Source organism: Mesorhizobium sp. WSM4847, from assembly GCF_055811335.1.
Genome location: NZ_JBVVPY010000024.1, coordinates 43700 through 65774, shown reverse-complemented (window position 1 = coordinate 65774; position 22075 = coordinate 43700). Strand labels below are relative to the sequence as shown.

Annotated in this window: 22 protein-coding genes and 1 pseudogene; 16 read left to right on the top strand and 7 right to left on the bottom strand. The window is 59.8% G+C overall.

Translation table 11 applies throughout. The features are described from left to right. Nucleotides 1–26: 26 nt before the first annotated feature. The 8 genes from AC0L28_RS27825 (at nucleotide 27) to AC0L28_RS27790 (ending at nucleotide 8633) form a co-directional block, all read left to right on the top strand. A complete protein-coding gene (locus AC0L28_RS27825) occupies nucleotides 27–494 on the top strand; it encodes a peroxiredoxin (protein ID WP_128246660.1) in 468 nt (155 codons plus the stop codon). Nucleotides 495–666: 172 nt separating this feature from the next. Continuing rightward, nucleotides 667–1956, top strand: coding sequence for a M23 family metallopeptidase (locus AC0L28_RS27820; protein WP_128246661.1), 1290 nt, complete (start codon nucleotides 667–669; stop codon nucleotides 1954–1956). A gap of 341 nt (nucleotides 1957–2297) precedes the next feature. Beyond that, nucleotides 2298–3464, top strand: coding sequence for an ROK family transcriptional regulator (locus AC0L28_RS27815; RefSeq protein ID WP_473481474.1), 1167 nt, complete (start codon nucleotides 2298–2300; stop codon nucleotides 3462–3464). Between the two features lie 17 nt (nucleotides 3465–3481). Then, entirely contained in the window at nucleotides 3482–4246 is a 765-nt protein-coding gene (locus AC0L28_RS27810) for an ATP-binding cassette domain-containing protein (protein ID WP_091591840.1), read from the top strand. 40 nt (nucleotides 4247–4286) lie between these two features. Next, nucleotides 4287–5327 (top strand): sugar ABC transporter substrate-binding protein, encoded by a 1041-nt coding sequence (locus AC0L28_RS27805; protein WP_023798316.1) that lies wholly within the window; start codon nucleotides 4287–4289, stop codon nucleotides 5325–5327. 136 nt (nucleotides 5328–5463) lie between these two features. Next, nucleotides 5464–6459 (top strand): ABC transporter permease, encoded by a 996-nt coding sequence (locus AC0L28_RS27800; protein WP_473481473.1) that lies wholly within the window; start codon nucleotides 5464–5466, stop codon nucleotides 6457–6459. A gap of 13 nt (nucleotides 6460–6472) precedes the next feature. Next, nucleotides 6473–7258, top strand: coding sequence for an SDR family oxidoreductase (locus AC0L28_RS27795; RefSeq protein WP_473481472.1), 786 nt, complete (start codon nucleotides 6473–6475; stop codon nucleotides 7256–7258). 265 nt (nucleotides 7259–7523) lie between these two features. After that, on the top strand, nucleotides 7524–8633 hold the full coding sequence (locus AC0L28_RS27790) for a hypothetical protein (protein WP_473481471.1): 1110 nt from the start codon (nucleotides 7524–7526) through the stop codon (nucleotides 8631–8633). 32 nt (nucleotides 8634–8665) lie between these two features. Here AC0L28_RS27790 and nadE read toward each other — a convergent pair whose 3' ends face one another. From nadE to AC0L28_RS27760, 6 genes are all read right to left on the bottom strand, one after another. Next, nucleotides 8666–9673: an NAD(+) synthase gene (nadE, locus tag AC0L28_RS27785; RefSeq protein ID WP_473481470.1), complete on the bottom strand. Its 1008-nt coding sequence runs from the start codon at nucleotides 9671–9673 to the stop codon at nucleotides 8666–8668. After that, the gene (locus AC0L28_RS27780; protein ID WP_473481469.1) at nucleotides 9670–11211 is read right to left on the bottom strand and encodes a class I adenylate-forming enzyme family protein; all 1542 of its coding nucleotides are present in this window, start codon (nucleotides 11209–11211) and stop codon (nucleotides 9670–9672) included. The genes nadE and AC0L28_RS27780 overlap by 4 nt, the downstream gene beginning before the upstream one ends. Nucleotides 11212–11234: 23 nt before the next feature. Then, the gene (locus AC0L28_RS27775) at nucleotides 11235–11492 is read right to left on the bottom strand and encodes an acyl carrier protein (protein WP_473481468.1); all 258 of its coding nucleotides are present in this window, start codon (nucleotides 11490–11492) and stop codon (nucleotides 11235–11237) included. A gap of 21 nt (nucleotides 11493–11513) precedes the next feature. After that, nucleotides 11514–13451: an asparagine synthase (glutamine-hydrolyzing) gene (gene asnB, locus AC0L28_RS27770; protein WP_473481467.1), complete on the bottom strand. Its 1938-nt coding sequence runs from the start codon at nucleotides 13449–13451 to the stop codon at nucleotides 11514–11516. A 316-nt stretch (nucleotides 13452–13767) separates the two neighbouring features. Continuing rightward, nucleotides 13768–14238, bottom strand: coding sequence for a VOC family protein (locus tag AC0L28_RS27765; RefSeq protein ID WP_287193759.1), 471 nt, complete (start codon nucleotides 14236–14238; stop codon nucleotides 13768–13770). A 503-nt stretch (nucleotides 14239–14741) separates the two neighbouring features. Beyond that, nucleotides 14742–15284 (bottom strand): class I SAM-dependent methyltransferase, encoded by a 543-nt coding sequence (locus tag AC0L28_RS27760; protein ID WP_473481466.1) that lies wholly within the window; start codon nucleotides 15282–15284, stop codon nucleotides 14742–14744. Here AC0L28_RS27760 and AC0L28_RS27755 point away from each other — a divergent pair. The 3 genes and pseudogenes from AC0L28_RS27755 to AC0L28_RS27745 all read left to right on the top strand — a co-directional run. Then, nucleotides 15273–15704 (top strand): hypothetical protein, encoded by a 432-nt coding sequence (locus AC0L28_RS27755; RefSeq protein ID WP_473481465.1) that lies wholly within the window; start codon nucleotides 15273–15275, stop codon nucleotides 15702–15704. The two genes, AC0L28_RS27760 and AC0L28_RS27755, sit on opposite strands and share 12 nt — an antisense overlap. A 1-nt stretch (nucleotide 15705) precedes the next feature. After that, nucleotides 15706–15837, top strand: coding sequence for a hypothetical protein (locus AC0L28_RS27750; RefSeq protein WP_473481464.1), 132 nt, complete (start codon nucleotides 15706–15708; stop codon nucleotides 15835–15837). An 821-nt stretch (nucleotides 15838–16658) separates the two neighbouring features. Then, nucleotides 16659–16901 (top strand): annotated as a pseudogene (locus AC0L28_RS27745) (Arm DNA-binding domain-containing protein); the annotation flags it as partial. A 183-nt stretch (nucleotides 16902–17084) separates the two neighbouring features. Here AC0L28_RS27745 and AC0L28_RS27740 read toward each other — a convergent pair. Next, nucleotides 17085–17507 carry a hypothetical protein gene (locus AC0L28_RS27740; RefSeq protein WP_473481485.1) on the bottom strand — a complete coding sequence of 141 codons (423 nt, stop codon included), beginning with the start codon at nucleotides 17505–17507 and terminating at the stop codon, nucleotides 17085–17087. Here AC0L28_RS27740 and AC0L28_RS27735 point away from each other — a divergent pair. The 5 genes from AC0L28_RS27735 (at nucleotide 17483) to AC0L28_RS27715 (ending at nucleotide 22022) form a co-directional block, all read left to right on the top strand. Then, nucleotides 17483–17914, top strand: a complete 432-nt coding sequence (locus AC0L28_RS27735; protein ID WP_473481463.1) for a tyrosine-type recombinase/integrase — start codon at nucleotides 17483–17485, stop codon at nucleotides 17912–17914. The two genes, AC0L28_RS27740 and AC0L28_RS27735, sit on opposite strands and share 25 nt — an antisense overlap. A 33-nt stretch (nucleotides 17915–17947) precedes the next feature. Beyond that, nucleotides 17948–19021, top strand: a complete 1074-nt coding sequence (locus tag AC0L28_RS27730) for a hypothetical protein (protein WP_473481462.1) — start codon at nucleotides 17948–17950, stop codon at nucleotides 19019–19021. 105 nt (nucleotides 19022–19126) lie between these two features. Then, complete coding sequence (locus tag AC0L28_RS27725; protein WP_473481461.1) at nucleotides 19127–19360, top strand: helix-turn-helix transcriptional regulator; 234 nt, start codon at nucleotides 19127–19129, stop codon at nucleotides 19358–19360. Beyond that, nucleotides 19353–20204: a hypothetical protein gene (locus tag AC0L28_RS27720; RefSeq protein WP_473481460.1), complete on the top strand. Its 852-nt coding sequence runs from the start codon at nucleotides 19353–19355 to the stop codon at nucleotides 20202–20204. Before AC0L28_RS27725 ends, AC0L28_RS27720 begins: the two co-directional genes overlap by 8 nt. 210 nt (nucleotides 20205–20414) lie before the next feature. Continuing rightward, nucleotides 20415–22022, top strand: a complete 1608-nt coding sequence (locus AC0L28_RS27715; RefSeq protein ID WP_473481459.1) for a DUF927 domain-containing protein — start codon at nucleotides 20415–20417, stop codon at nucleotides 22020–22022. Nucleotides 22023–22075 lie beyond the last annotated feature (53 nt).

Here is a 22075-nt window from a genome sequence, read left to right as displayed (position 1 = left end):
GCGTAACCACAAACAAGGGCATCGATATGGCTGATCTCGACGTCGGCGACCTTGCGCCGCAGTTCGACCTTCCCCGCGACGGCGGCGGGTCGCTCAGCCTCGCGTCATTGCTGGGAAAGCCGGTCGTGCTTTACTTCTATCCGCAGGACGACACCACCGGCTGCACCAACGAGGCGATCGGCTTTTCGCAGTTGAAGCCGGAATTCGAAAAGCTCGGCGCTGTCGTGATCGGCCTGTCGCCGGACAGTGTCCGAAAACACGACAAATTCAAGTCGAAATACGATCTGACCGTCGACCTCGTCGCCGACGAGGAGCGCAAGGTGATCGAAGCCTATCATCTGTGGGTCGAGAAGCAGCTCTATGGCCGCCGCTATATGGGCGTCGAGCGCGCAACGTTCCTGATCGGCCGCGACGGACGGATCGCCCGGATCTGGCGAAACGTTCGCGTCAAAGGCCATGCCGAGGCGGTGCTGGAGGCGGTGCGCGCGCTTTGACGTCGATTTCGGGACGTCAATTTCGGCTGTGGCCTGAACCCGTGTGAAGCACGGGCGCCGAAGCAATCCGGCTGCAACCCATGGGCTGCAAGCTGGGCGCCAGCAACCGACCGTTAACCTTAATGATGTGTAATCGGGCTTGTCGTTGGTGTCGTAACGAAAGCTTGGTCCTGTGAATGTAGCCAGTCAGTCAACGGTCTTTGGCAGGCGCAATGAGCCCCACACGGTCATTATCGCCCGGGGCAACGAGATCAGGCATTTCACCATACGGCCATGGGTCGCCGCATTTTGCGGCTCGGCGCTGGCGGCGATGGCGATAGGCTATCTACTGGCGACCTCCTATCTCGTGCTGCGCGACGACCTGATCGGCGCGACCACGGCACGGCAGGCGCGCATGCAGCAGGCCTATGAGGACCGCATCTCCGCACTGCGCGCCCAGGTCGACCGGATCACCAGCCGTCAGCTTCTCGACCAGCAGCTCATGGAAACCAAAGTTGGCGAGTTGCTGGAACGACAGACCCAGCTCAGCCTGCGCCACGGCCGCATCGGCCCGCTCCTCGAACGCGCCGAGAGCGACGTCGGAACGCCGCCCGCCGCAGGCACGGCTGCGTCCGCCATGCCGGATAAACGCGCCGAGGTGACCGACGCCCAGCCGCCGGCCTATGCGGTTGCCAGCGTCGGCGCCAACCTTGGCGCTGGCGACACCAGGCCGTTCTCGCTGTGGTCGACCCGCTCCGAGCCGCTGCCGAGTGACACGGCGGCCGATCGTGCCGACAGGCTGTTCGTGTCGATCAACGCCGCGCTCAAGGCCATAGAGAGCCAGCAGCTCACCCGCATCGCCACGCTTGCTGACAACGCCTACAAAAACGCCGATGCGATTTCTCAGGCGCTCGAGGCGGCGGGCCTGCCGGTCGACGGCGATTTCGGCAAGAGCGATGCCGGCGGTCCGCTGATACCACTCGACAGTTCGATGACGTTCGACAGCAAGGTAAGGGAACTCGACGAGGCGCTGGACGCGCTCGACCGGCTGAAGACGGAGGCGCGACGGCTGCCGCTCGCCAACCCCGCGCCCGGCCGCTCGGTCACCAGCCCGTTCGGCGTGCGCCCCGATCCGCTGCTCGGCACCGCCGCGCTGCATTCGGGGATGGATTTCAGGGCGCCGACCGGAATGCCTGCCAAGGTCACGGCGCCCGGTGTCGTCGTCAAGGCCGGCTGGAACGGCGGCTACGGCCGCATGGTCGAGGTCGACCATGGCAATGGCTTTGCGACGCGCTATGGGCATCTCAGCAAAATCGACGTGACCGTCGGCAAGAGGCTCAATGCCGGCGACGTCATCGGCAAGACCGGCAGCAGCGGCCGCTCGACCGGCCCACATCTGCATTACGAGATCCGCCACCATGGCGAGGCCATCGACCCGCTGCGCTTCCTGAGGGTCGGCAAGAAGGTCGCGCGGTATCTTTAGTCCCTGGCAGGGATGCCTCTGACAGGTCGAAGGCTTTTCGGCTGCGAGCGTCGGTGCGGGACCTTTTTGATGCTGGCGGGACAGCGGCCCCCTCTGTCCTGCCGGACATCTCCCCCACTTGGGGGGAGATCGTGCTCACGGCGGCTTTCGCCAATCTCCAACGCAAGAGGAGCGCCACCGGCGAAGCTGCCAATCTCCCACCTGTCGGAGGAGATGTCCGGCAGGACAGAGGGGCGCGAAGGATCTCGGCATAACCGTGAACACGCGCGACATTCTTTTTGAATTCCATTTGACTGAATAAATATTCGGTGCGAACCTCTTGTCTCCCAGGGATGCGAGACATGGCACTGCGGGGGACCAATCAGGAGTTTGGGCGGCCTTACAACAGGCGTATCGTCCTTGAGTCCATTCGCCTTCACGGTCCGATCGCCCGCGGCGACATTGCCAAGCGGGTCGGGCTCACCGTTCAAACGGTCTCGACCATCGTTCGCGAGCTGGAAGAACACGGCTACGTTCTGTCGATGCGCGAAGAGCCGCGAGGGCGCGGGCTGCCTCCGGCGACCCTGCGGATCAACCCGGAGGGCGGCTATGCCGTCGGCATCCACGTCACTCCGCTGGGTATCAATGCCGCGCTGATCAATTTGAGCGGGGACGTGATCGAGAGCGCCTACCGCGAGGCCCCCAACGCAACGCCCGACCATGCCTTCGATCTGATCGGCGCGATGGTGCTTGAATTGACCGGACTGCGGCCGGGCGGTCGCGTTCTCGGCATCGGCATGGCGCTGCCCGGCCCTTTCGGCGTGGAGTCGATGAGCTTTGTCGGCCCGACGACGATGACCGGCTGGAAGGACGTGGCGCTTCGGGAACGGCTGGAGGCCTCGACCGGGCTGCCCGCGTTTTTCGAGACCGACATGGCGGCCGCGGCAATGGGCGAGCGCCTCTATGGCCTCGGGATCGGGTATTCCGAATACTACTATCTTTATTTCGGTGTCGGTCTTGGCGGCGTCATGGTCCATGACGGAAGCGCGCTACGCGGCGCCTGGGGAAATGCCGGCGAAATCGGGCACATCCCTGTCGTGCCGGGCGGCGAGCCGTGCCCCTGCGGCAATCGCGGCTGTCTCGAAAGATACCTCTCGCTCGAGGCGCTGCAGCGCCGGAACATCAGCGACGCCGATTGGGTTGACGAAGTCGGGCCGATCTTCCGCAACGCCATCACCATCGTCGAGAACCTGTTCGATCCCGAAACCATCATCCTCGGCGGACTGGCGTCCACCGATCTGCTTGAACGGCTGGCCGGTTCGGCTGCCAGGCTTGCCAACTCGATCTCGGCGCGAAGCGACCGCACGGCGCCGCGTGTCACCGTCGCACGCGGCGGCCAGCATGCGGTGCTGCGCGGGGCCGCCGCACTTGCCGTCTCAGGCGTGCTTTCGCCGCGCTTCGGCCAGATATTCACCGCCGAGCGCGAACGCGGGCGAGATATACTGCAAGGCAGGGGGATCGCGGCATGAGTGGAGCTCAGCCTGGCATGAGCCAACCCCTGCTGGTGCTCGACAATGTCACCAAGAATTTTGGCGCGATCGAAGCGCTCAAGGGCATCAGCTTCTCGATCGGCAAGGGTGAGGTGGTGGCGCTTCTGGGCGACAATGGCGCCGGCAAATCGACGCTGGTCAAGATCATCGCCGGCGGCCTGGAGCCGACCTCCGGCCGCATGCTGTTCGAGGGCAAGGAATTCCTCGCCAAATCTCCCGCCGAGGCCAAGGCGGCTGGGATCGAGACCGTCTACCAGGACCTCTCGCTTTGCACCAATGTCGACGTGGTGGCCAATTTCTTCATGGGCCGCGAGATCACCAGGAAATTCCTTGGCGTTCCCGTGCTCGACGAACCGGCCATGGAGCAGGTGGTCGAAAAGGCCTTGGCCAGCGCCGGCACCCGCATCCCTTCGCTCAGAACCAATGTCGAGCATCTCTCGGGCGGCCAGCGGCAGGCCATCGAACTCAATCGATTCGTGCATTTTGGCGGCAAGCTCGTGCTTCTCGACGAGCCGTTCGCAGCACTCGGTGTCGAGCAGACGCGGCGCGGCCTCGACATGATCCGCCAGGTGGCGAGGCAAGGCATCGGCGTCGTCATCATCACCCATATCATGCAGCAGGCCTTCCAGGTCGCCGACCGGATCGTGGTGATCCGGCAAGGCGTCGTGGCCGGCGATGTCGCGCGCAACAAGACAAGTCCCGACGCGGTGATCGACATGATCACCGGAGAGACGCTCGCCGGTGCCGGACCGGCAGGCTGAGGGACAAAATGAGGGGTCCGGCGCAAGAGGAGCGAACGACATGAAGAAAATACTTCTTTCCGTCTTCGGTATCCTGGCACTGGCCTTTGCCACGCTCACGCCGGCATTCGCCCAGTCCAAGGGCACCGTCTACTACCTGGTGCCGACATTGCTCGACGAATTCCAGACCGGCTCGGTGAGCGCTCTGGAGATGTTCCTGAAGCAGGTCGGCTACGAGATGAAGACGCTGAACGCCGACAACAAGACCGACGCTCAGCAATCGCAGATGAACGACGTCATTGCGCTCAAGCCGTCGGCGATCATTCTTGCCGCCGTCGATTTCAATGCGTTGAAGCCGTCGATCGAGGCCGCCCGCGCCGCCGGCATCCCGGTTGTCGAGTTCGATCGCCAGATCACCTCGACGCCATCCGATTTCACCTCGGTGGCGGGAACGGTCGAGATCGGCCAGATTGCCGCCGATCAGGCCGAGAAGCTTTTGAAGGCGAAGCATGGATCGGTGAAAGGCAAGATCCTCCAGGTGCTTGGCGATCCTGGCGACCCCTACACGCTCGACATCCAGAAGGGTTTCGAGGAGAAGATGAAGGCGTTCCCGGACGTCAAGATCATCTCGGTTCCGGCCATGCAATGGGCGGCGGATGCAGCCGGAACCATCGTCAACGACCAGATGCTCGCCAACCCGGATATCGACCTGATCTTCAGTCACGCCGCGCATCTCTCGGTCGCTGCCGTCGCCTCGCTCGAGGCCGCCGGCAAGAAACCGGGCGACGTCATGCTGATGAGCTCGAACGGCGCGCCGGTCGGCCTCGACCTGATCCGCAAGGGCTGGCTCAACGTCGAAGTCGAGCAACCGCTCTACGCTCAGGCCGCCGCCGTCGCCATGTTCATGGACAAGGTCGTCAACAAGCAGGAGATCAAGCCGGGCGAGTACGATGTGCTCGGCCTGAAGTCGGCCGTGACGATTGAAGCCTGGGGACCGAACATCAAGATCCCCGGCGCTGCGATCACCAAGGAAAACGTCGACAACCCGGCCTTCTGGGGCAACATGAAGCCGCCCTCGGGCACCGTGAAGCCGGTCGAATAGCCAAAGTCGCCCAAGGCTTCGGGCCGCGCTGGCCCGGAGCCCTGGGCGTTCGAACGGACGCGCAGAGCAAGCTGCAGCAATTTTCCAATCCGCGCGTGATCCTTTCCGAGAATCGATGCGCCAGCCGGATCAGCACATGTCACCCCGCACGCGCCACGCCCTCGAATTCGTCCTCGACAACCTCGTCTGGTTCATGCTGGTCGTCGTGCTGGTGGTCTTCTCCATCTCCATTCCGAACTATTTCCAGCTCGGCATCTTCGCCAACGTCATCGAGGCGTCGAGCGTGCTTGGCGTCATGTCGATCGGCCTGGCGCTGGTCATCATCACCGGTCACATGGACCTGTCGGTCGAATCCGTGGCGGCGCTCAGTGCAATGGCGGTCGGCATCCTGTTCTGCTCGGCGGGTATCGGCCTTGGCGTTCAGTTGCACCCGGAATGGCTGATGGTTCCGGTTTCGCTGCTGATTGGGCTTGTCGTCGGCGGCATCATCGGCGCCATCAACGGCTACCTGGTCGTCAAGGTGAAGATGAGTGCCTTCATCATCACACTGGCGTCCTACATCTGGGTGCGCGGCCTCGTGCTGGTCATTTCCGGCGGCCGCTCGGCACAGGACCTCGCGCCGGCAATCCGCTGGTTCGGCATTCAGCGCCTGCTTGGCCTGCCGCTCACCGCCTGGATCGCGATTGCGTGTTTCGTGGTCTTCTCGCTGATCATGGCCAAGACCCCCTTCGGCAGGCACCTGATCATGATCGGCGGCAACGAGACCGCAACCTTCCGCGCCGGCATCCGCGTCAACCGCAACCTCGTCATCGCCTTCGTTCTCGCCGGCGCCATCGCCGGCCTTGCCGGCTGGCTGCTGGCGATCCGCACCTCCGGCGCCACCGCCAACCTCGGCGTCGGCCTGCTGTTCAACGCCTTCGCCGCCGTCGTCATCGGCGGCGTCAGCCTCAAGGGTGGCGTCGGCACCCTGCCCGGCGTCTATGCCGGCGTGCTGTTGCTGTCGGCCATCAACACGGCGATCAACCTCATGGGCCTGCCGGCCAACTTCACCCAGGTGATCCACGGCCTGCTGGTGCTTGCCGCCGTGCTGCTCGACGCGTTCAAGCAAACCATCCGCCAAAGACTGGCATGAGGGGGGGGCTGGCATGACCGGGCGTCCACAGATCGGAAGACTTTCGGACAAGGTCGCGCTGATCGTCGGCGGCGCCCGCGGCATCGGCAAGGGCATCGCACAGCGCTTTGCCGAAGAAGGCGCCAAGCTGGTGATGGCGGATACCGAGGTCGAGGCCGGGCAAGCGGCCGCGGACGAAGTCGGCGCTGCCTTCATCCGCACCGACATCTCGCAGATGGCCGATGCCGAGGCCGCCGTAGCACTGGCGCTCGACCATCACGGCCGTCTCGACATCATGGTCCAGAATGCCGGCATCTATCCCTGGCAATTGCTGGAAAACACCAGCCCGGAGGATTGGGACCGTGTCATGGCGGTCAATTTGCGCGGCAGCTTCAATGCCGCCCGGGCCGCGCTCGTTCCGATGAAGGCGCAGCACTTTGGCCGCATGCTGTTCACTTCCTCGATCACCGGCCCGCACGTCACCAGCCCCGGTCACGGCCACTATTCGGCGACCAAGGCTGGCATCAACGGCCTGATCCGTTCGGCCGCTCTCGAATTCTCCGGCTACGGCATCACCGTCAACGGCGTCGAGCCCGGCAACATCCTCACCGAAGCCATCCAGCTGCATCGCGGCGCCGCCTATATCAAGAACATGGAGGACTCCATCCCGCTCGGCCGCCTCGGCAGCCCGCGCGACGTGGCCAATGCCTTCCTGTTCCTGGCTTCGGACGACGCCAGCTACATTACCGGCACGACCATCATCGTCGATGGCGGGCAGTTGCTGCCCGAAGGCAAGGATTTCCGGCTGCTTCCGCCATGATCCGCGCCCGATCAACTCGATTCGCCGCCCAATACTTCAACATCGGTTTACCCGAAGCTGGTAACAGCAGCTACGCTGGTTTTTCATGATCAAGCAAAGGGCCTGCCTTGCCGCTGCGTTACAGCTCTCCTTTCGACCACCACTGGAGCGAGTGCAATTGTAGATTGCATAGCTGCGGGCAATTGCCGTTCGCCGCGATGGCCAATGGGGAGCCGGGCCTTGCCATGGTCTGGAAACGCGGGGACTCTGGTGCCGGGAGCCGGGCTTGAGCGTCATTCGCGCCCTGGAAGGTGCCGATCTTCCGGCAGTCGCAGGCATGTTCCAACGCGTGCTGCGCAAGGAGCGGACCGAAGCACCGGCCGCGCTCATCGACTATATGAGACGGTTTTATCTGGAGGCGCCGGGTTGCGGAGGCGATCTGCGGTCGCTTGTCCATGTCAACGACGCCGGCCGCGTCTCCGGGTTCGTCGGCGTTCACGTGTTGCCGATGCAGTTCAACGGCAGGCAATTACGCGCCGCCATCTGCAGTTCGCTCATGGTCGAGGATCATGAACGCGACCCGATGGCCGGCGCCCGCTTGTTGAAGGCTTATCTGGATGGTCCGCAGGATATCTCGTTCAGCGAGACCGCCAACGACATTTCCACAAAATTGTGGACCCGGCTGCGCGGCGTTGTCCTGCCGCAATACAGTCTCGACTGGGTGCGCGTGATGCGGCCGGCGAGCTTTGTGCTCGGCCTTTCCGCCAGTCGCATGAAGCTTGCCCGAATGCTCAGTCCGTTTGCCAATACCCTCGACCGGTTTTATTGCAGGCGAATGAAGTCCAGCGAACGACGCTGGTCCGGCGTGGCGGCAGACGGGGCAGGCCATGGAGCCTTTCGGACATCGCAAATCGACGGCGACGCATTTGCCAGGCTCGTCGAACCGTTGACCGCCCAGTTCGCCCTGCGCCCGAACTGGGCGGCAGGCCAGATCCATCATATGCTGACCGATGCGGCACAAAAACCGGAGCTGGGCGAGCTTGTCTATGTTTCCGTGGCATCGCCGGTCGGCACCAATGTCGGCGCATTCGCCTATCACGCACGGGCGGGCGGAATCGGTCGCGTGCTGCAGATCCTCGCCCTCCCCGGCCAGGCGGGTGCGGTGATCGACTGCCTGATCGATGATGCCGCCGTACGCGGCGTCAGCGGCCTGCGCGGCCGCATTCAACCTGCACTTCTGGAAGCAATGCTGGGGCGCCGCATCGCTTTCCTGACCGTTGCCTCGACCGTGGTGCATTCACGCGATCCAGAGCTTTTGAACGCCATGAAGAACTCGCAAGCTTTCCTGAACGGGCTTGCGGGCGAGCAGTGGAGCCGGCTGGGCCGCTTCACCTGAAGCGCTTCGCGTGACCTGGATCGAGAGCCAGCTCAGGCACTGATTTCCTCGACCTCATCAACGAGTTGCGGGCGCAGGTGCAGGTAGCGCGTCGCCTTGCGTTTGGCGGCGATGTCGGCCCAGACGCGTTCCACCTGCGAGGCGTCCAGTCCTGCCGCCTGCCCCACCACTTCGGCCGCCACGCCGTTGTTGAAACCGCAAAGGCAAAGATCCATGCGGTCATAGGGAAGCGAGAAGTAGAACTCCTCCTGCGTCTGCGCCAGCGAATAGGTATCAGTGGTCGGCGGCCGGTTGCGGATTTCCTCGGGAACGCCGAGATAGGCCGCCAGCGCATAGACCTGCGTCTTGTAGAGGTGGGCGATCGGCTTGACGTCCGCCGCGCCGTCACCGTTCTTGACGAAGAAGCCCTGATCGTATTCCAGCCGGTTGGGCGTTCCTAGAACGGCGAAGTTCAGGCGGTCGGCATGAAAATATTCGATCTGCTTGCGGGTGCGCTGTTTCATGTTAGTGGCGGCGACGATGCCGAGATAGACCGGCAGCGGCATTCTTATTTTGGTCTGCTTCCCCTTGGGATCCTGCACCACCAGCGACGAAATATTGTAGCCCTCATGCTCGAGGGCGTTCGCAATCACGATCTTCGAGGCCCAGCCTTCGCCGTAGTCCGGGACCAATTCGCGGATGAAAGCGTCGCGGCGCTGATAGCAGCCCATGGCGCGCAGGATCGGCCCGATATCCTCCACAATAGCCTCGACACCGAAAGTGCCGGCGACAAGCCGGCCGAGCCGCAGACTTTCCGGATCGGAATCGTTTTCCGGCATGAAGAGGCACAGTACATTCTGTGGCCCGACGGCTCGCGCCGCCAACGCCATCGAAACGCTGGAATCGATCCCGCCGGAAAGACCGAGCACGAGGCCGCGCTTGCGAATGCCGCGCAACTGCTGGCGCAAGGCGGTCACGATCCTGTCCGTTTCGGCGGCAAGGTCGATCGCCAAAGCCTGCGCCAGGATGGCCGGCGCGTCATCGCCGGGGCGAACGCTCATTGCGCGGCCTCCATCATCTCCGACGCAAGCCGGCGGCTGACCTTGCCCGTATCCGTCTTCGGCAATTCCAAGCGGAACTCTATGATTTTGGGCACCATGAAATCCTCGAGATGACTGGCGCAGTGGCGCATGACATCCTTTTCGCTGAGCTTCGGGTCCGAGCGTATGACGAGCGCGCCTATCGCATGCCCGAGCAGCGGATCCGGCACGCCGACGACAACGGCTTCGGCGATGCCCGGATGGCCGTGAAGCACGGCTTCCACTTCCTTCGGCGCCACCTTCTCTCCCCGCGTCTTTATGATGTCGTCCTTGCGGCCGACGAAATAGAGAAAGCCGTCCTCATCGGTCCTGAACAGGTCACCGGTGTAGAGGACCTTCTCCCAAGGGTTCGGGCCCGGTCGCAGCGCTCGTTCCGTCGCAGCTTCGTTTCGCCAATAACCCTGCATGACGTGCGGTCCGCGAATGACCAGCTCACCCGCCACACCTGGCGGCACGCTCTGCCCGTTGTCGTCGACGACAAAGGCTTCGGTGTTCGGAATGGCTATGCCGACCGAACCCGGCCGGTGGTCGAGCTCCTCGGGCGGCAGATAGGTGCAGCGCTTGCATTCCGTCTGGCCATACATCGAATACAGCCTGACACCGGGAAAAAGGCAGCGCAGACGTTCGATATGGGCCGGCGGCAAGGCCGCCGCCGTGTTGGAAATATAGCTGACGCTGGGCAGGAAGCCCGGTTCCAGGTCACGCATCTGCAGGATCATCGCTGCCATCGTCGGCACCAGCGGAAGACCGGTGACGCCCTCCTCGCGGATACGCTCAAAGATCGCTTGAGGAAAGGCGAAGGATTTTTCGAGCACGAGCGTGGCGCCGAGCCTGACGGCCATCAGCAATTGATAGAGGCCGTAGTCGAAGGCAAGAGGAAGGACATTCAGAATGATGTCGTCGGACGTGTTGCGCAGATAGGTGGTGATGGAGTCCGCCGCCGCGTCGCAATTGCGGTGCGTCATCATCACGCCCTTGGGCCGGCCGGTTGAGCCCGACGTGTAGATCAGCATCGCAAGATCGACGTCGATGCCGCGGTGGTCGATCTCCCCGGCTTCGAGCGTCAGGCAGTCCGTGAGGCCTGCAGCCCCCACCGGGCATTGGCCATCGGCGCCGACGGTCGAAGCCACGAAGATGCCGGTGTTGCCGCCGCAGGCCTCGGCGACCACGGGCATCAGTTTTGCCTGGGTGAGGATCGCGGCAGCGTCGCAATCGGCAAGGATGTAGGCAAGCTTGTCGGCCTTGGTCGATGGGTTGACCGGGATGAAGGTCGCCCCTGCCTTGAGGACGGCGTAAATCGAAACCGCGATCTCCCAGCAATTGTCCATGAAAACGACAACCCGGTCGTTGCGCCTGACGCCGTTCGCGAAAAGCGCAGCGGCAAGGCGGCTCGAGAGATCGTCCAGTTCTTCGTAGCTCAGCCTTTTATGGCTGGTGATCAATGCCGTCTTGGCAGGTTGGGCAGCGGCATTCGCGGCCAGAAAATGTTCGATCCGCACGGAACGCTCCTCGCCGATCGGGCCTAGACTGCCGGCGCTTTCGCCTTGATGAAGGACGAAATACACTCAATCGAATCCAAATTGGCCGGCACGATGTCGGTATCGACCATCGCAATACCGAAGGTATCCTCGATGAACGCCACGAGTTCGACCACGGCGGTCGAGTCGATGATGTCGTTCTCGATCAGCGAGGCTGTATCTGCAAGTTCGTAAGACGTGTCGCCGAACAAGAAATTGTCGACGATGAAGGCTCTGACCTTGTCCTTGATTGTTATCATCATTTTTTCCTTCCCTGGATTTGATCAGGCCGCTCGTGCCGCACTGGTTTTTTGGCCGGTGAAAATTTTCTGCCACAGCTGCGTCGACAGGATGCCGACGAAGGCGGCGTTGTCGCGGAACCCCGACCCTGGCTGCGTGCGGCATTTCTCATGAAGGTTCGCCACCGCCTTGGCGTTGAACAGTCCGCCGGCGGCGATGCTCGCTTCGCTCAGCAAATCGCTGACATAGTCCAGTTCGCCGGCTCCAACGAAGGAGCGAGCTTCCGGCGCCCGGTAGGGCTGCTTGGCACGCTCCCGGATCGCGCTGGGAAGCAGATGCCCCGCCGCTTTGCGCAATATGTGCTTTTCGACCAATCCCTTCAGCTTCATTTCAGGCGGAAGTCTTGCGGCAAATTCCACCAGGCGATGGTCGAGATAGGGAAACCGTCCTTCGATCCCATGCGCCATGGCCATCCGATCGCCTTGGCTGGACAGGATATAGCCAGGCAGGAGGAAGCGGCTTTCGAGATATTGCGCCTGATGCAGCGGGTGCCACAGGGAAAAAGCCTGGGGCAACCGGCTGACCAGTTCCTCGGCCGCATCATAGCCCTTCAACGTCGCGCGCAGGTCGCCGGAAAAGAAAATCTTCGCCGCCGCCGTGGTCTTGAAGCGCGGCCGATGCGAGAACAGCGGATCGTCGAGCGCAGCGTTGCCGGCGCCGAAGAACGCCGCAAGGTACTCCACGGACTGCTGCTGCAGGCCCGGCAGATAGGGATAAAGCCTGCGGAACAGCTGCGGCCTGATGCGCGATGCCGGCTGCCGTGCGCAGAACCGACGCACACGCGCTTCCCTAAAAATATCGTAGCCGGCAAAAACCTCGTCGGCGCCCTCGCCGGTCAGCACCACTTTCAGGCCGGCCTGGCGAACGAGGCCGGACAACTGATAGAGCGGGGCCGGTGCGGTGCGGATGATCGGCCGCTCGGCAAAGCGGATGACTTCGGGGAAGACGCCGGCGATATCGCCGGCCTGGCAGGCAATGGTTCGGTGCCGGGAGCCAATTGCTGACGCCATCTCGGTCTGGAAGGCGCTTTCGTCGTGCTCGGCGCTGTCGAACGTCACTGAAAATGTCTGCAGCTGGAGAGGTGTCATGCCGGCGGCAAGCACTGAGACCAGGGATGAATCGAGCCCGCCCGAAAGATAAGAACCGACCGGCACGTCGGCGCGCATGCGAAGTCTCACCGCATCGCTCAACAGCGCCTGCAGTTCCTCGGCCGCATCGTCCTCGTTCGTGAGCTTCGACGGCGCGTCCCGATGCGGATAGTCGAGGTGCCAATAGCGTTTCAGCGTGACTTGCCCCGGTGTCGCAATCATCACGCTCGCCGGCTCCAGCTCGTGGATGTTGCGGAAAGCCGTGCGGGGAGCGATCGGCGCCCACAGCGTAAAGATCTGGTCGAGTGCTATCGGATCGATCTCGGCCGAGACGCCGGGGACCTTCAACAGCGCCTTGATCTCCGACGCGAAGTACAGCACGCCGTCCTTGTTGGTGTAAAACAGCGGCCGGACACCCATCCGGTCTCGGGCAAGCACCATGCGCCGGCGCCTGTCATCCCATATCGCGAAGGCGAAATCGCCGTTCAGAAGCGACAGGCAGTCTTCGCCCATCTCGTCATACAGGTGCAGGATGACCTCTGTGTCGCTCGACGTACGGAAGCGCCGGCCCTTGGCGATCAGCCCTTCGCGCAGTTCCAGGTAGTTGAAAATCTCGCCGTTGAACGCAACCGTCAAATTGCCCGACACGTCGGACATCGGCTGCTGGCCATCGCCGATGCCGATCACCGACAGCCGCGCATGCCCGAGCCCGGCGTCGGCTGCTACAAATTTCCCTTGCTCATCCGGCCCGCGATGGGCGATCGCAGCTGTCATCCGCGCAAGCAAAGCTTCCGCATCCCGGATCGAACCGAAATAGCCCCCGAATCCGCACATTGTTATGACTCATATATCGATGAGATACGGAACATAACCGTGATAGCGGACTCAAGCGTTAACTGGATAATTTCGGCTGACACATGGTTAACAACAATTAAAAGACAAGGTACCTTTTTGTTCTATTATCTCTTCCCGGATAAAAGTATATTTCAACGCTAAACGCAATTTTTGTTCGAGCAACGGCGGCGCGATAGCGTTGCCCCGCCTGACCGACTCGCGCAGCGACTCCAGTCCTCATCGGAGGTAGCTGATAGCACAGTAAAGGCCGATGACTGGAGAACAGGTGTGAGGCAGCCCAATGCGGCCTTCGCGATCAGTCTGGCCAAAGCTCCCGCTTGCGTTCTTCAAAGCCGAGCACGCGTTTGCTATCGGTCCACCGCGCGACCTCGCCCTCCATTCCATCCGGGTCCTTGAAGGTCACAAGACGGACAGCGCCGAAATCTGTAATGGTCCCATCCGAAGCGCCGGCCTTCACCAGACGTCGCCTGACTTCCTGCAAGCACTCTTCATCGTGTACCTTCAGCGCAAGATGATCTATGTGACCTCTCTTGCCCATCTGCATCGACCCATCTTCATACCCCGTTGGTTCCGGCATTTGGAATGGATGAAGGGCAAAGCCACCTCCAACGTCGATTAGTGAGTGACGAAGAGTGCCGCCACCGGGACCGGGCTCGGACAGATCGAACTTCGTTTCCGCGTCGAAGATTTCTTCATAAAAGCGAATGAAACGGTCCATGTCGTGTGTGAACAGCGTCAGATGGTGCGCACCAACCGTTACAGGCATGCCGAACCTCCCTTGCCGATAATATGACGAGCATACCATCTCGCGTTGAACCGGGCGACCTGGAGCCGCGGTACATCACTGAACGGGCCGATTCGGTCCGCAAAGCGGCTGTTCGATACGGGTTTCGTCGCGGCTGCTGAACCGGAAAACCTCAAACCCTTGAGAAAACATGGCGGGCGATGACGCGCTCGAACCGCCGACATCTTCGGTGTAAACAATGCTCCCGCCCTTGCAGACCAGCATAAGAGCCGGCTTTACAACGTTACAGACGGGGCCGTGGCGGCAGTCGGGACTGCGGGCTACGCCAGCAATGGCGCTGGCATTACCGTTACAAGCATAGGTGCGTGTCCCGTCGTGGCTGGAAAGGCGTATAGGGTGGAACACCGTTGCACCAGCACCTGAGGAACGGATGGTTTGGGTGCGGCGGCAGGCTATTCCGAGATTGAAATTTATACCCGCGTCGAATTTTGGCGAAGAGACTGACTGTAGGTCTCCTAGACAAGCTATTCCCGCCTCATCAGCATACAAAAGCCGGCAGATGTGCTGTTCGACTTATTCCAATATTTCTTACGGTCCCAAACCGCAATGAGACTGGATGGCGAAAAGTCGTGCCTGATCTCTTTCATGCCCTCAAAAAGAAAGCGCATCCCGGAAGGGGTGGCCCGCCAATGGTCGCCAAAATACGGGCCTTCATGAACAGGGTAGAACCAGGGCATAGCGATGAAAAGGTAGCCGCCCGGCCGAATGAGGCCAGTTATGTTCGGAGCGGCAACCCACGGCTTGTCGATGTGTTCGATGACCGAGTTCGCGATTACCAAATCGTAGGTTCCGGCATCTGCCGGAAGATCCATTAAGTCCCCGTGGATATGGCGGGGGTCATCATGCGGGGCCAAGTCCAAGGTTCTGAAATCCGCGCCGGGGAAATAGTCCTCGTAAACTCGGCCTTCCTTGTCTATGTGGTTTGGCTTCGCGCCGAGATTGAGAACCGTTTTTGCCCCCAGCGGTGAGCAAAAGTCCTTCAGGCACCGATTAACGTGCTTGCGCAAGACTGTCGTCCGGCCACGTCCGAAAATCCAAATCCGATTAAGCATCTGGCTTCGATAGCACTCAACAATGTGAGAGCGCAAGCCAGCGTTGTTCCTAGAATTTGGATTGGCGCATCGGGCTGTCTAGCCTTCGTCAACTCCGGACTGCTCAAGCGCCAAAATCAGATTCTTGGCTTTGCCGAGGACGGGGGCTACGTGGTTCAGACGGCGGCACCGATTCATTATTTCCTTCCATGGCTTGCCTTCATAGCGCTCGGTATTGCGGTCACGGTAACGCGCAGTTCCATCGCCGCCGGAATAGCAACGCTGGTTCCTGCGTACATTTTCTATAAGCTTTTCGAGCTTCACGGCGTGCTTGCAGGAGTGAAACGGAAGTTCGCTTCACTCGGTGTCAGCGACAATACGGCAAAGGTTTACTGACATGCGCCGCTGGAAACTCTCGGCGGCTGCCGTTCTCTTTTCCATGTCGGCAGGCCTTGCGACGATCCACGCCGCCGGCCGCGACCCCTATGTCGGCGAGTTCAGCATGGAGTGCCCGCAAGCCCAGTGCTGACTCGAGATCGAGAAGGGGAAAGGGAAGACCTACAACGTCCGCTTCATTGCCGCCGACCGCGTGGATGCCTCCAAAGTCCTCTGTCGGGCGGATATCCCGATGGAAAGGGGACCTTTGAGTTTCACCGCGACGGAACAGTATGAGGACGGTCTGTCCGGCTCTTACGGCGACGACCCGCTCGTTTGGATTCTGTCCTTCGGCAACGGCAGTGTCGGCTTTTATATCAACGACGACCGGTGCGGGAAACTCGATTGCTCGGCGAGTAGACCGCCATCGGCGATTGAGGCCTATTCGAACAACCACCAAAAGACGAGCCCCCACGAGCCGGCCGTCGCGGCCCCGGCAACGAAATGTCGCCAGCGCGCCCATTGCCATTGGAGGTATTCCGTACGCGTCAGGGAGGCCCGCCACTTGTGGTAGGCCTCTTTTTCAGCTTCTCCGTATGCCCTGTCTGCCCGCCAGCCCATGCCCAGTTACCTGTAGCGTCCCGGATGCAAGATCACGGCTAGCGGGTTGCCAGTCAAGTACGCTGGACCATCGCCACCATTTCAAGGCTTATATCGGTGGCGGTTTCGGGGGCGGTTGCCGAGGTCACCGGGAACTGGAAGCTGGTACCTATGTGAATTTCCTTAAGAAATTTGGTGGGCGATGACGGGCTCGAACCGCCGACATCTTCGGTGTAAACGAAGAAGGCCGGTATCCTCCGGCGTCCCTCAGCTACCACCAATTCTTGATTTTGTTGAATTTTTTCCGCCAGACTACCTTGTATGTATCGGACAATCCCTCGATACTAGTTGCTAGTTTGTTGCTAGGAGAGGCACGTGCCGATCACAAAGACGGACGCGGAGAGGCTAACTCAGAACTCAATCCTCTGGGACACAGGTCGCGGAAGCGTGACCGGTTTCGGTGTCAGGCGGCAACGAAGGCATGTTGTCTTCGTCCTAAAATATTCTGTGGCCGGTCGGCAAAGGTGGCATAGGATAGGTCGCTTTGGCGTTTTGACCGTCGACGAGGCAAGACACCAAGCGAAGGTGCTATTCGGTCAAATCGCAGCCGGTGAAGCTCCGCAGACTCGAGAGCCGCAAAAAGAAATGATCCCGGCCCTCACAATGGCAGACCTGTGCGATCGTTATATGATCGCGGCAGAGGCCGGGGCCGTTTTGACTCGCTTCAATCGACCTAAAAAGACGTCAACCCTCTCGATCGACAAGGGCAGGATCAACCGGCACATAAAGCCTCTCATCGGCTCAGTTGCAGTAGTCGATTTGGACGCGCGCAAGGTCAAAGGCCTCATTCAAGACATCACCGTCGGAAAAACCGCCACCAATGTGAAAACCAAATCGCGGGGCCGTGCCAGGGTAATAGGGGGCGCATCTACGGCAGCTCGCGTGGCAGACCTCCTTTCTGGAATAATGTCGTGGGCCGTCGACGAAGAGATCGTCAAGAGCAATCCGGTCCATGGAATCAGGCGCTTTAGAAGCGAAGCGAAGGAGCGCTTCTTGAGCGATGGCGAGCTCGCCAGTCTGGGCGCACAGTTGAGGGCTGGGACCGATCAATCCGGAGTCCATCTTCACCCAGCCGGGGTTCATATAGTCGAACTTCTGTGCCTGACGGGCTGCCGATCCAGTGAGATCGCCAAATTGAGATGGAGCGAAGTGGATCTCGATCATTCCTGCTGCGGCTCGAGGATACCAAATCCGGTCGAAGCCTCCGCGCCATTGGTTCGGTAGCCACCAAGATCCTCGCGTCATTGCCCAGACAGAAAGACTGTCCGTTTGTGTTCCCAGGAGCGAGAGGCACCTCGCATTTTCAGGGGCTTAACAAGATCGCGCCCAAGCTATTTCGATCCGCGGGTTTGGACAACGTGAGTTGTCATGTCTTGCGGCATACGTTCGCATCCGTGGCTTCGGAGCTCGGCTATTCGGACGGAACCATTGCTGGACTGTTGGGGCACAAGGGCAGAACCGTTACATCGCGTTACGTACATCGGCCGGACGCGGCCCTTGCATCGGCTTCGACAGACGTTTCAGGGGAAATTGCAAGGCGGCTAGCGTTGGTCGGTACTGGCCACAGATAGGCTTTGTTCCAGGCGCTGAGGGGGAAGGATCCGATGGCAGACGGTGATGACGAAGGTAGCTCGAACGTTGACTCGCGCCAAAGAGCCCTTCGTGGCCTGAGACGTTATTGGGTGCAACAATTCGCCAAGCTTAAGGCGAAGAAAATTCGAGAAGTGTTGCTCAATCCTCCAACGCCTGCACCTGAAGATCAAACAGGCGCTATGCGGTCTATTACAGATGGCGGGGTGGTGGACATTTTGGAGTTGCAGTCCGTCCTTTTCGATCCTGATCTGCCCAAGGCAGAACGATCTATTGCCGGGAAGATGTTTGGCGCCTGGTTGGCAGATCCCTCTAACGCAGAACTCCACCTCCAAGTGTTGCGCTCGGCTGTCCGATCGACGGCGGACCAGATGGAGAGAATCGATAGGACATCTGATCTTCGAACTCACACGATCGACATGACTTACGCTCGTTTGGCTAAGCCGTATCGGCCCTTCTATGAAGGAATTTACAAGCGCGTTGGGGGACTTCCGGTCGTATCGACAGCCAAGACTTCAGACCAGATGGCGGTCGAAATATTGAAAGCCTCAAATTGGTTACACGACACGCTGATAATGTATGCGGGCCTCCACACGATGAGGCATGCGATCGGTGAAGCTGATTTTTCAATCGCCCTGACCGCAGCCAAAGCCTACGACATCCCTACGTGGATCGATTGGCGCCCAATCCGGGCGGCCACTTCGGCCGGGAAGACTAGTCTTCCCGGCAAGCCGAAGAAGAGAGAGCCCAGGCAAAAAAAGACTATCGAAAACGATCTTGCGCACAAAAGCTTTGCGCCCGCGGTCGCCTATGCCGCGTACAATATCTTTGACGGCGACGGGGAGTGTCTTCTCAATCGAATTCTCATTGAGCCGGCGAGCCTGTACCTCATCTCCGAGGACGTTGAGCGTTGCCTTCGGAGGGCGAGATATGTCTACGACAATCTAACTCCCAAGAGCATGAAAAAGGATGAAAGAGGCCTACCAGCAGAGCCCGAACAGTTTGATCCAGAGGCCATGGATGAGAGCGATAGAGCGAAGCTTGTAGACCTCTCAAGAAGAAGACCAGGACGCCCATTGAATCGTTAATTCAGGTATATTCGATTTTTCCATAATAACCTGATTTTTCGCCATTTTTCGTCAGCCGTCCTTCGAGGAGAGTGCGGGTCCCCACAACAACTGGAGTGACCCTCGATGTCCGAAATCACAGAAAATACTCACTTAGCCCAGGAGACTTTCTTCGACGAGAAAGCCCTCGCCAAGAGGTGGTCGATCTCGGTCAAAACGTTGCGAAATCGCCGCGTGACCGGCGGTTCCCTACCCTACGTCAAACTGTGCCGTTCGGTCCGCTATCGCCTGTCGGACGTTCTGTCTTGGGAGAAGGAACACACCTTTCAGAACACGAGCCAAGGAGGGCAAAATGGCTGAAGCCAGACACCCCCTGACTCTGCCAACCAAGTGGCGCCAATATCGCGACATGGATCACGCGCTGGCCGATCATCGACGGAGGCTGCGCCGCCTTCGTGATCTCGCCAAGATTGCACCCAACGATGCGCTTATGGAGTGCCGAAAGGGTTGCTGTGGACTCGGATCCGAAATCCCAGCAGACCGTAGATCCTCGCCGAGCCCCTACCCTTGCTCAGCGATGTGTCGAGTGGCCCAGATCAGATTGGAACGTAAGGAAGTGCCACGGTTGGCGCAAATCCTGTCTCCTCTCGACTCACAACCTCTATTCGTGACAGTGGCCAGTCCTGCGTATTGGTTGGTGCCGAAACAGCTACCCCAGTTCACCGTCAGCGGCATAGCCCAGTCCATTAAACGTTGTTTGAAAAAGGCAGCGAAAGCCTCGGGTCAAACGATCGTGGCGGTCGGCAGAGTGGATTTCGATCTGGGATACTCGGACCACGGGAAAGTCGTCGTGCGGCCACATGCACATTTGGTGGTTGCGGGCTCGGACCAACGAACTCTTAGGACCCATCTTCATCATCGCTATGACCGCAAGGCGTTTGCGACGCTAAAGCCGGTCACCATTGTTCCGATCAAAGACAAGGGTGCCCTTCGCTACGCGCTTAAATGCCGCCTAGGCGGACTGACTAATCAAGGCGACGCACCGCCTGATTTGAAGCACGCTCGACAAAGGTTGAGCGCGGAGCACGAGGCGCTCTTCGACGAGTTCCTCCTAAAATACAAAATCAGTGATCTGCTGATACTTTTTAGGATTCGAAAAAATGGAAATCAAATCGAACTTCTGAATGATAAGACGAAATTTTAAGCAATGGTACAATTGGTTGTTTCTAAGCCATAAGTAGATAATCCATAAGCCTTTATCATAAAATATACACTATACAGATTACACAACTACATAAAATATCAATAACAGTCTCAATGCCTTTCAATAGACACTCATCCCGAGGACAGGGATGCCGAACACGTGTGTCTAGATTTCGGTGAGGCAGGTGAGGCAAAGCACAGGAATCAGAGCATGTCACCAATAACGAAAATCCGCCGATACCGTGATGAGGACGGCAAAGAATGGACCTCGATAACCTTCAAACGATACGACCAGGGTGAGGCCTCGGTGCTTCTCCCCAGGCAAAAAACTATGAACCCCAAGGAGCTGAAAAACGCGCTGATAGATGGTGGCGCGGTGCTGGAGGGAGCCAATATCGACTTTCCTCGAATGGAGGCCGGAGTATCGCCTGGTAATGGTATTCTGGCGGGACGGACAGGATGGCACAATCGATCCTTCCTAATAGGTCCCAACCTGCTCGTGGGAGAGGACGACGTCCTCCTCCACCCCGCGCTAGCACGGGAAAACGACCTACAGTCACCACCATCAAGCACGCTTGCAGGATGGCAAGAGCAGGTTGCCAAATTAGCCTTGGGTTCGGACTTCGCCGGGTTCGCGATCCTACACGCCCTTGCTGCTCCCCTATTCCGGTTCGCACGCTCCAGCCTCCAGGAAGGTGCGATTTTCCATCTGTGGGCGGGCAGTTCGACGGGCAAAACCACAGCGTTGAAGGCAGGAGCATCCGTCGCGGGGTCCCGAGATATCCTGACGGACTGGAACGCTAGCCCGCGCGCTTTGCAAGAGTTGGCAGCCATTCGAAACGGCCTCCAGCTGTTGCTGGATGACACCGAAAAAATTGGAAAAGCCACAAAATGGCAGGTCCTCCGCTCGACCGTCCATCACCTCACAGGGGGAACGGGGACAACCTATTCACGGGCGGTCCAAGATCGATTTCCAAATGTGAAGTTCGATGGCTGGGGAATATCAACCGGTCCAAACTCCATTGAAGCAGAATTCACTTCTGGAGGACACACTCGTACCGGTGGCGATCGAGTACGCATGATCGACATTCCGGTGCCAGGCGCTGAACGAGGTGGGATATGGTCAGCTCCTGCCAACCATTGCGGCGTTTCAGCAGCCAAGGCTTCGGAGCGACTCGTCCGTGCATCTCGCGAATATTACGGGTCCGCGTTGGTCGCATGGGCGACGTACCTGGTGAACAATCAGGACACCTTGGAAGGAAAGGTGTCCCGCTACATAGACAAATTCGTCGAACGGAAATGTCCGGGCCGCGGTGATGTTGAGCGACGCATTGCTCAGAAGTTTGGTCTGGTTTTCGCCGCAGGACGATTGGCAATTCAGGCGGGTCTCCTTCCGTGGACAACCGAAGAGTGCGATCGACTTATATCTCGGATCTATCGATGTTCTCTCGACCGAGGACGAGACAATGAAATGTCTCCCTCAACAGGGGCTGCAATCATTTGGAAGGCCACAAGAGACCGTGACAGGTTTCCTCGGTTCGCGGATGATGACAAAATCAGGATTCAAGAATCGTGTCCCGGCTTTGTTGCCGTCTTCCGAGGAAAAAAACGGTTGTTCATCAGCAAACAGTACCTCTCTAAGCTGTTCCATGATTCCTGTGAGGCAGTCATTGACCAACTGAACAGCCAGGGAATCGTCTTGAACGGGGAAGGTGGGAAGAGAACTCGCCAAATTCGCGTCTCTGTTGCCGGCCGTCAAAAGAAAGTGCGAATGCTCGTCTTCGACCTACGATCATTGAAGAACGCCGCCGGCGTATGATCGACTTCGTTGGTCAACTTGGATCGAGGCCGGGGGACGCTCGCCTATCGGCT

Coding starts and splice junctions, on each gene's coding strand:
- AC0L28_RS27805 (WP_023798316.1), top strand. CDS start 4,287: ATGAAGAAAATACTTCTTTCCGTCTTCGGTATCCTGGCACTGGCCTTT.
- AC0L28_RS27765 (WP_287193759.1), bottom strand. CDS start 14,238: ATGCCTGTAACGGTTGGTGCGCACCATCTGACGCTGTTCACACACGAC.
- AC0L28_RS27795 (WP_473481472.1), top strand. CDS start 6,473: ATGACCGGGCGTCCACAGATCGGAAGACTTTCGGACAAGGTCGCGCTG.
- AC0L28_RS27800 (WP_473481473.1), top strand. CDS start 5,464: ATGTCACCCCGCACGCGCCACGCCCTCGAATTCGTCCTCGACAACCTC.
- AC0L28_RS27720 (WP_473481460.1), top strand. CDS start 19,353: ATGGCTGAAGCCAGACACCCCCTGACTCTGCCAACCAAGTGGCGCCAA.
- AC0L28_RS27715 (WP_473481459.1), top strand. CDS start 20,415: ATGTCACCAATAACGAAAATCCGCCGATACCGTGATGAGGACGGCAAA.
- AC0L28_RS27815 (WP_473481474.1), top strand. CDS start 2,298: ATGGCACTGCGGGGGACCAATCAGGAGTTTGGGCGGCCTTACAACAGG.
- AC0L28_RS27740 (WP_473481485.1), bottom strand. CDS start 17,507: ATGATCGAGATCCACTTCGCTCCATCTCAATTTGGCGATCTCACTGGA.
- AC0L28_RS27730 (WP_473481462.1), top strand. CDS start 17,948: ATGGCAGACGGTGATGACGAAGGTAGCTCGAACGTTGACTCGCGCCAA.
- AC0L28_RS27825 (WP_128246660.1), top strand. CDS start 27: ATGGCTGATCTCGACGTCGGCGACCTTGCGCCGCAGTTCGACCTTCCC.
- AC0L28_RS27810 (WP_091591840.1), top strand. CDS start 3,482: ATGAGCCAACCCCTGCTGGTGCTCGACAATGTCACCAAGAATTTTGGC.
- asnB (WP_473481467.1), bottom strand. CDS start 13,451: ATGTGCGGATTCGGGGGCTATTTCGGTTCGATCCGGGATGCGGAAGCT.
- AC0L28_RS27735 (WP_473481463.1), top strand. CDS start 17,483: ATGGAGCGAAGTGGATCTCGATCATTCCTGCTGCGGCTCGAGGATACC.
- nadE (WP_473481470.1), bottom strand. CDS start 9,673: ATGAGCGTTCGCCCCGGCGATGACGCGCCGGCCATCCTGGCGCAGGCT.
- AC0L28_RS27775 (WP_473481468.1), bottom strand. CDS start 11,492: ATGATGATAACAATCAAGGACAAGGTCAGAGCCTTCATCGTCGACAAT.
- AC0L28_RS27750 (WP_473481464.1), top strand. CDS start 15,706: ATGCGCCGCTGGAAACTCTCGGCGGCTGCCGTTCTCTTTTCCATGTCG.
- AC0L28_RS27725 (WP_473481461.1), top strand. CDS start 19,127: ATGTCCGAAATCACAGAAAATACTCACTTAGCCCAGGAGACTTTCTTC.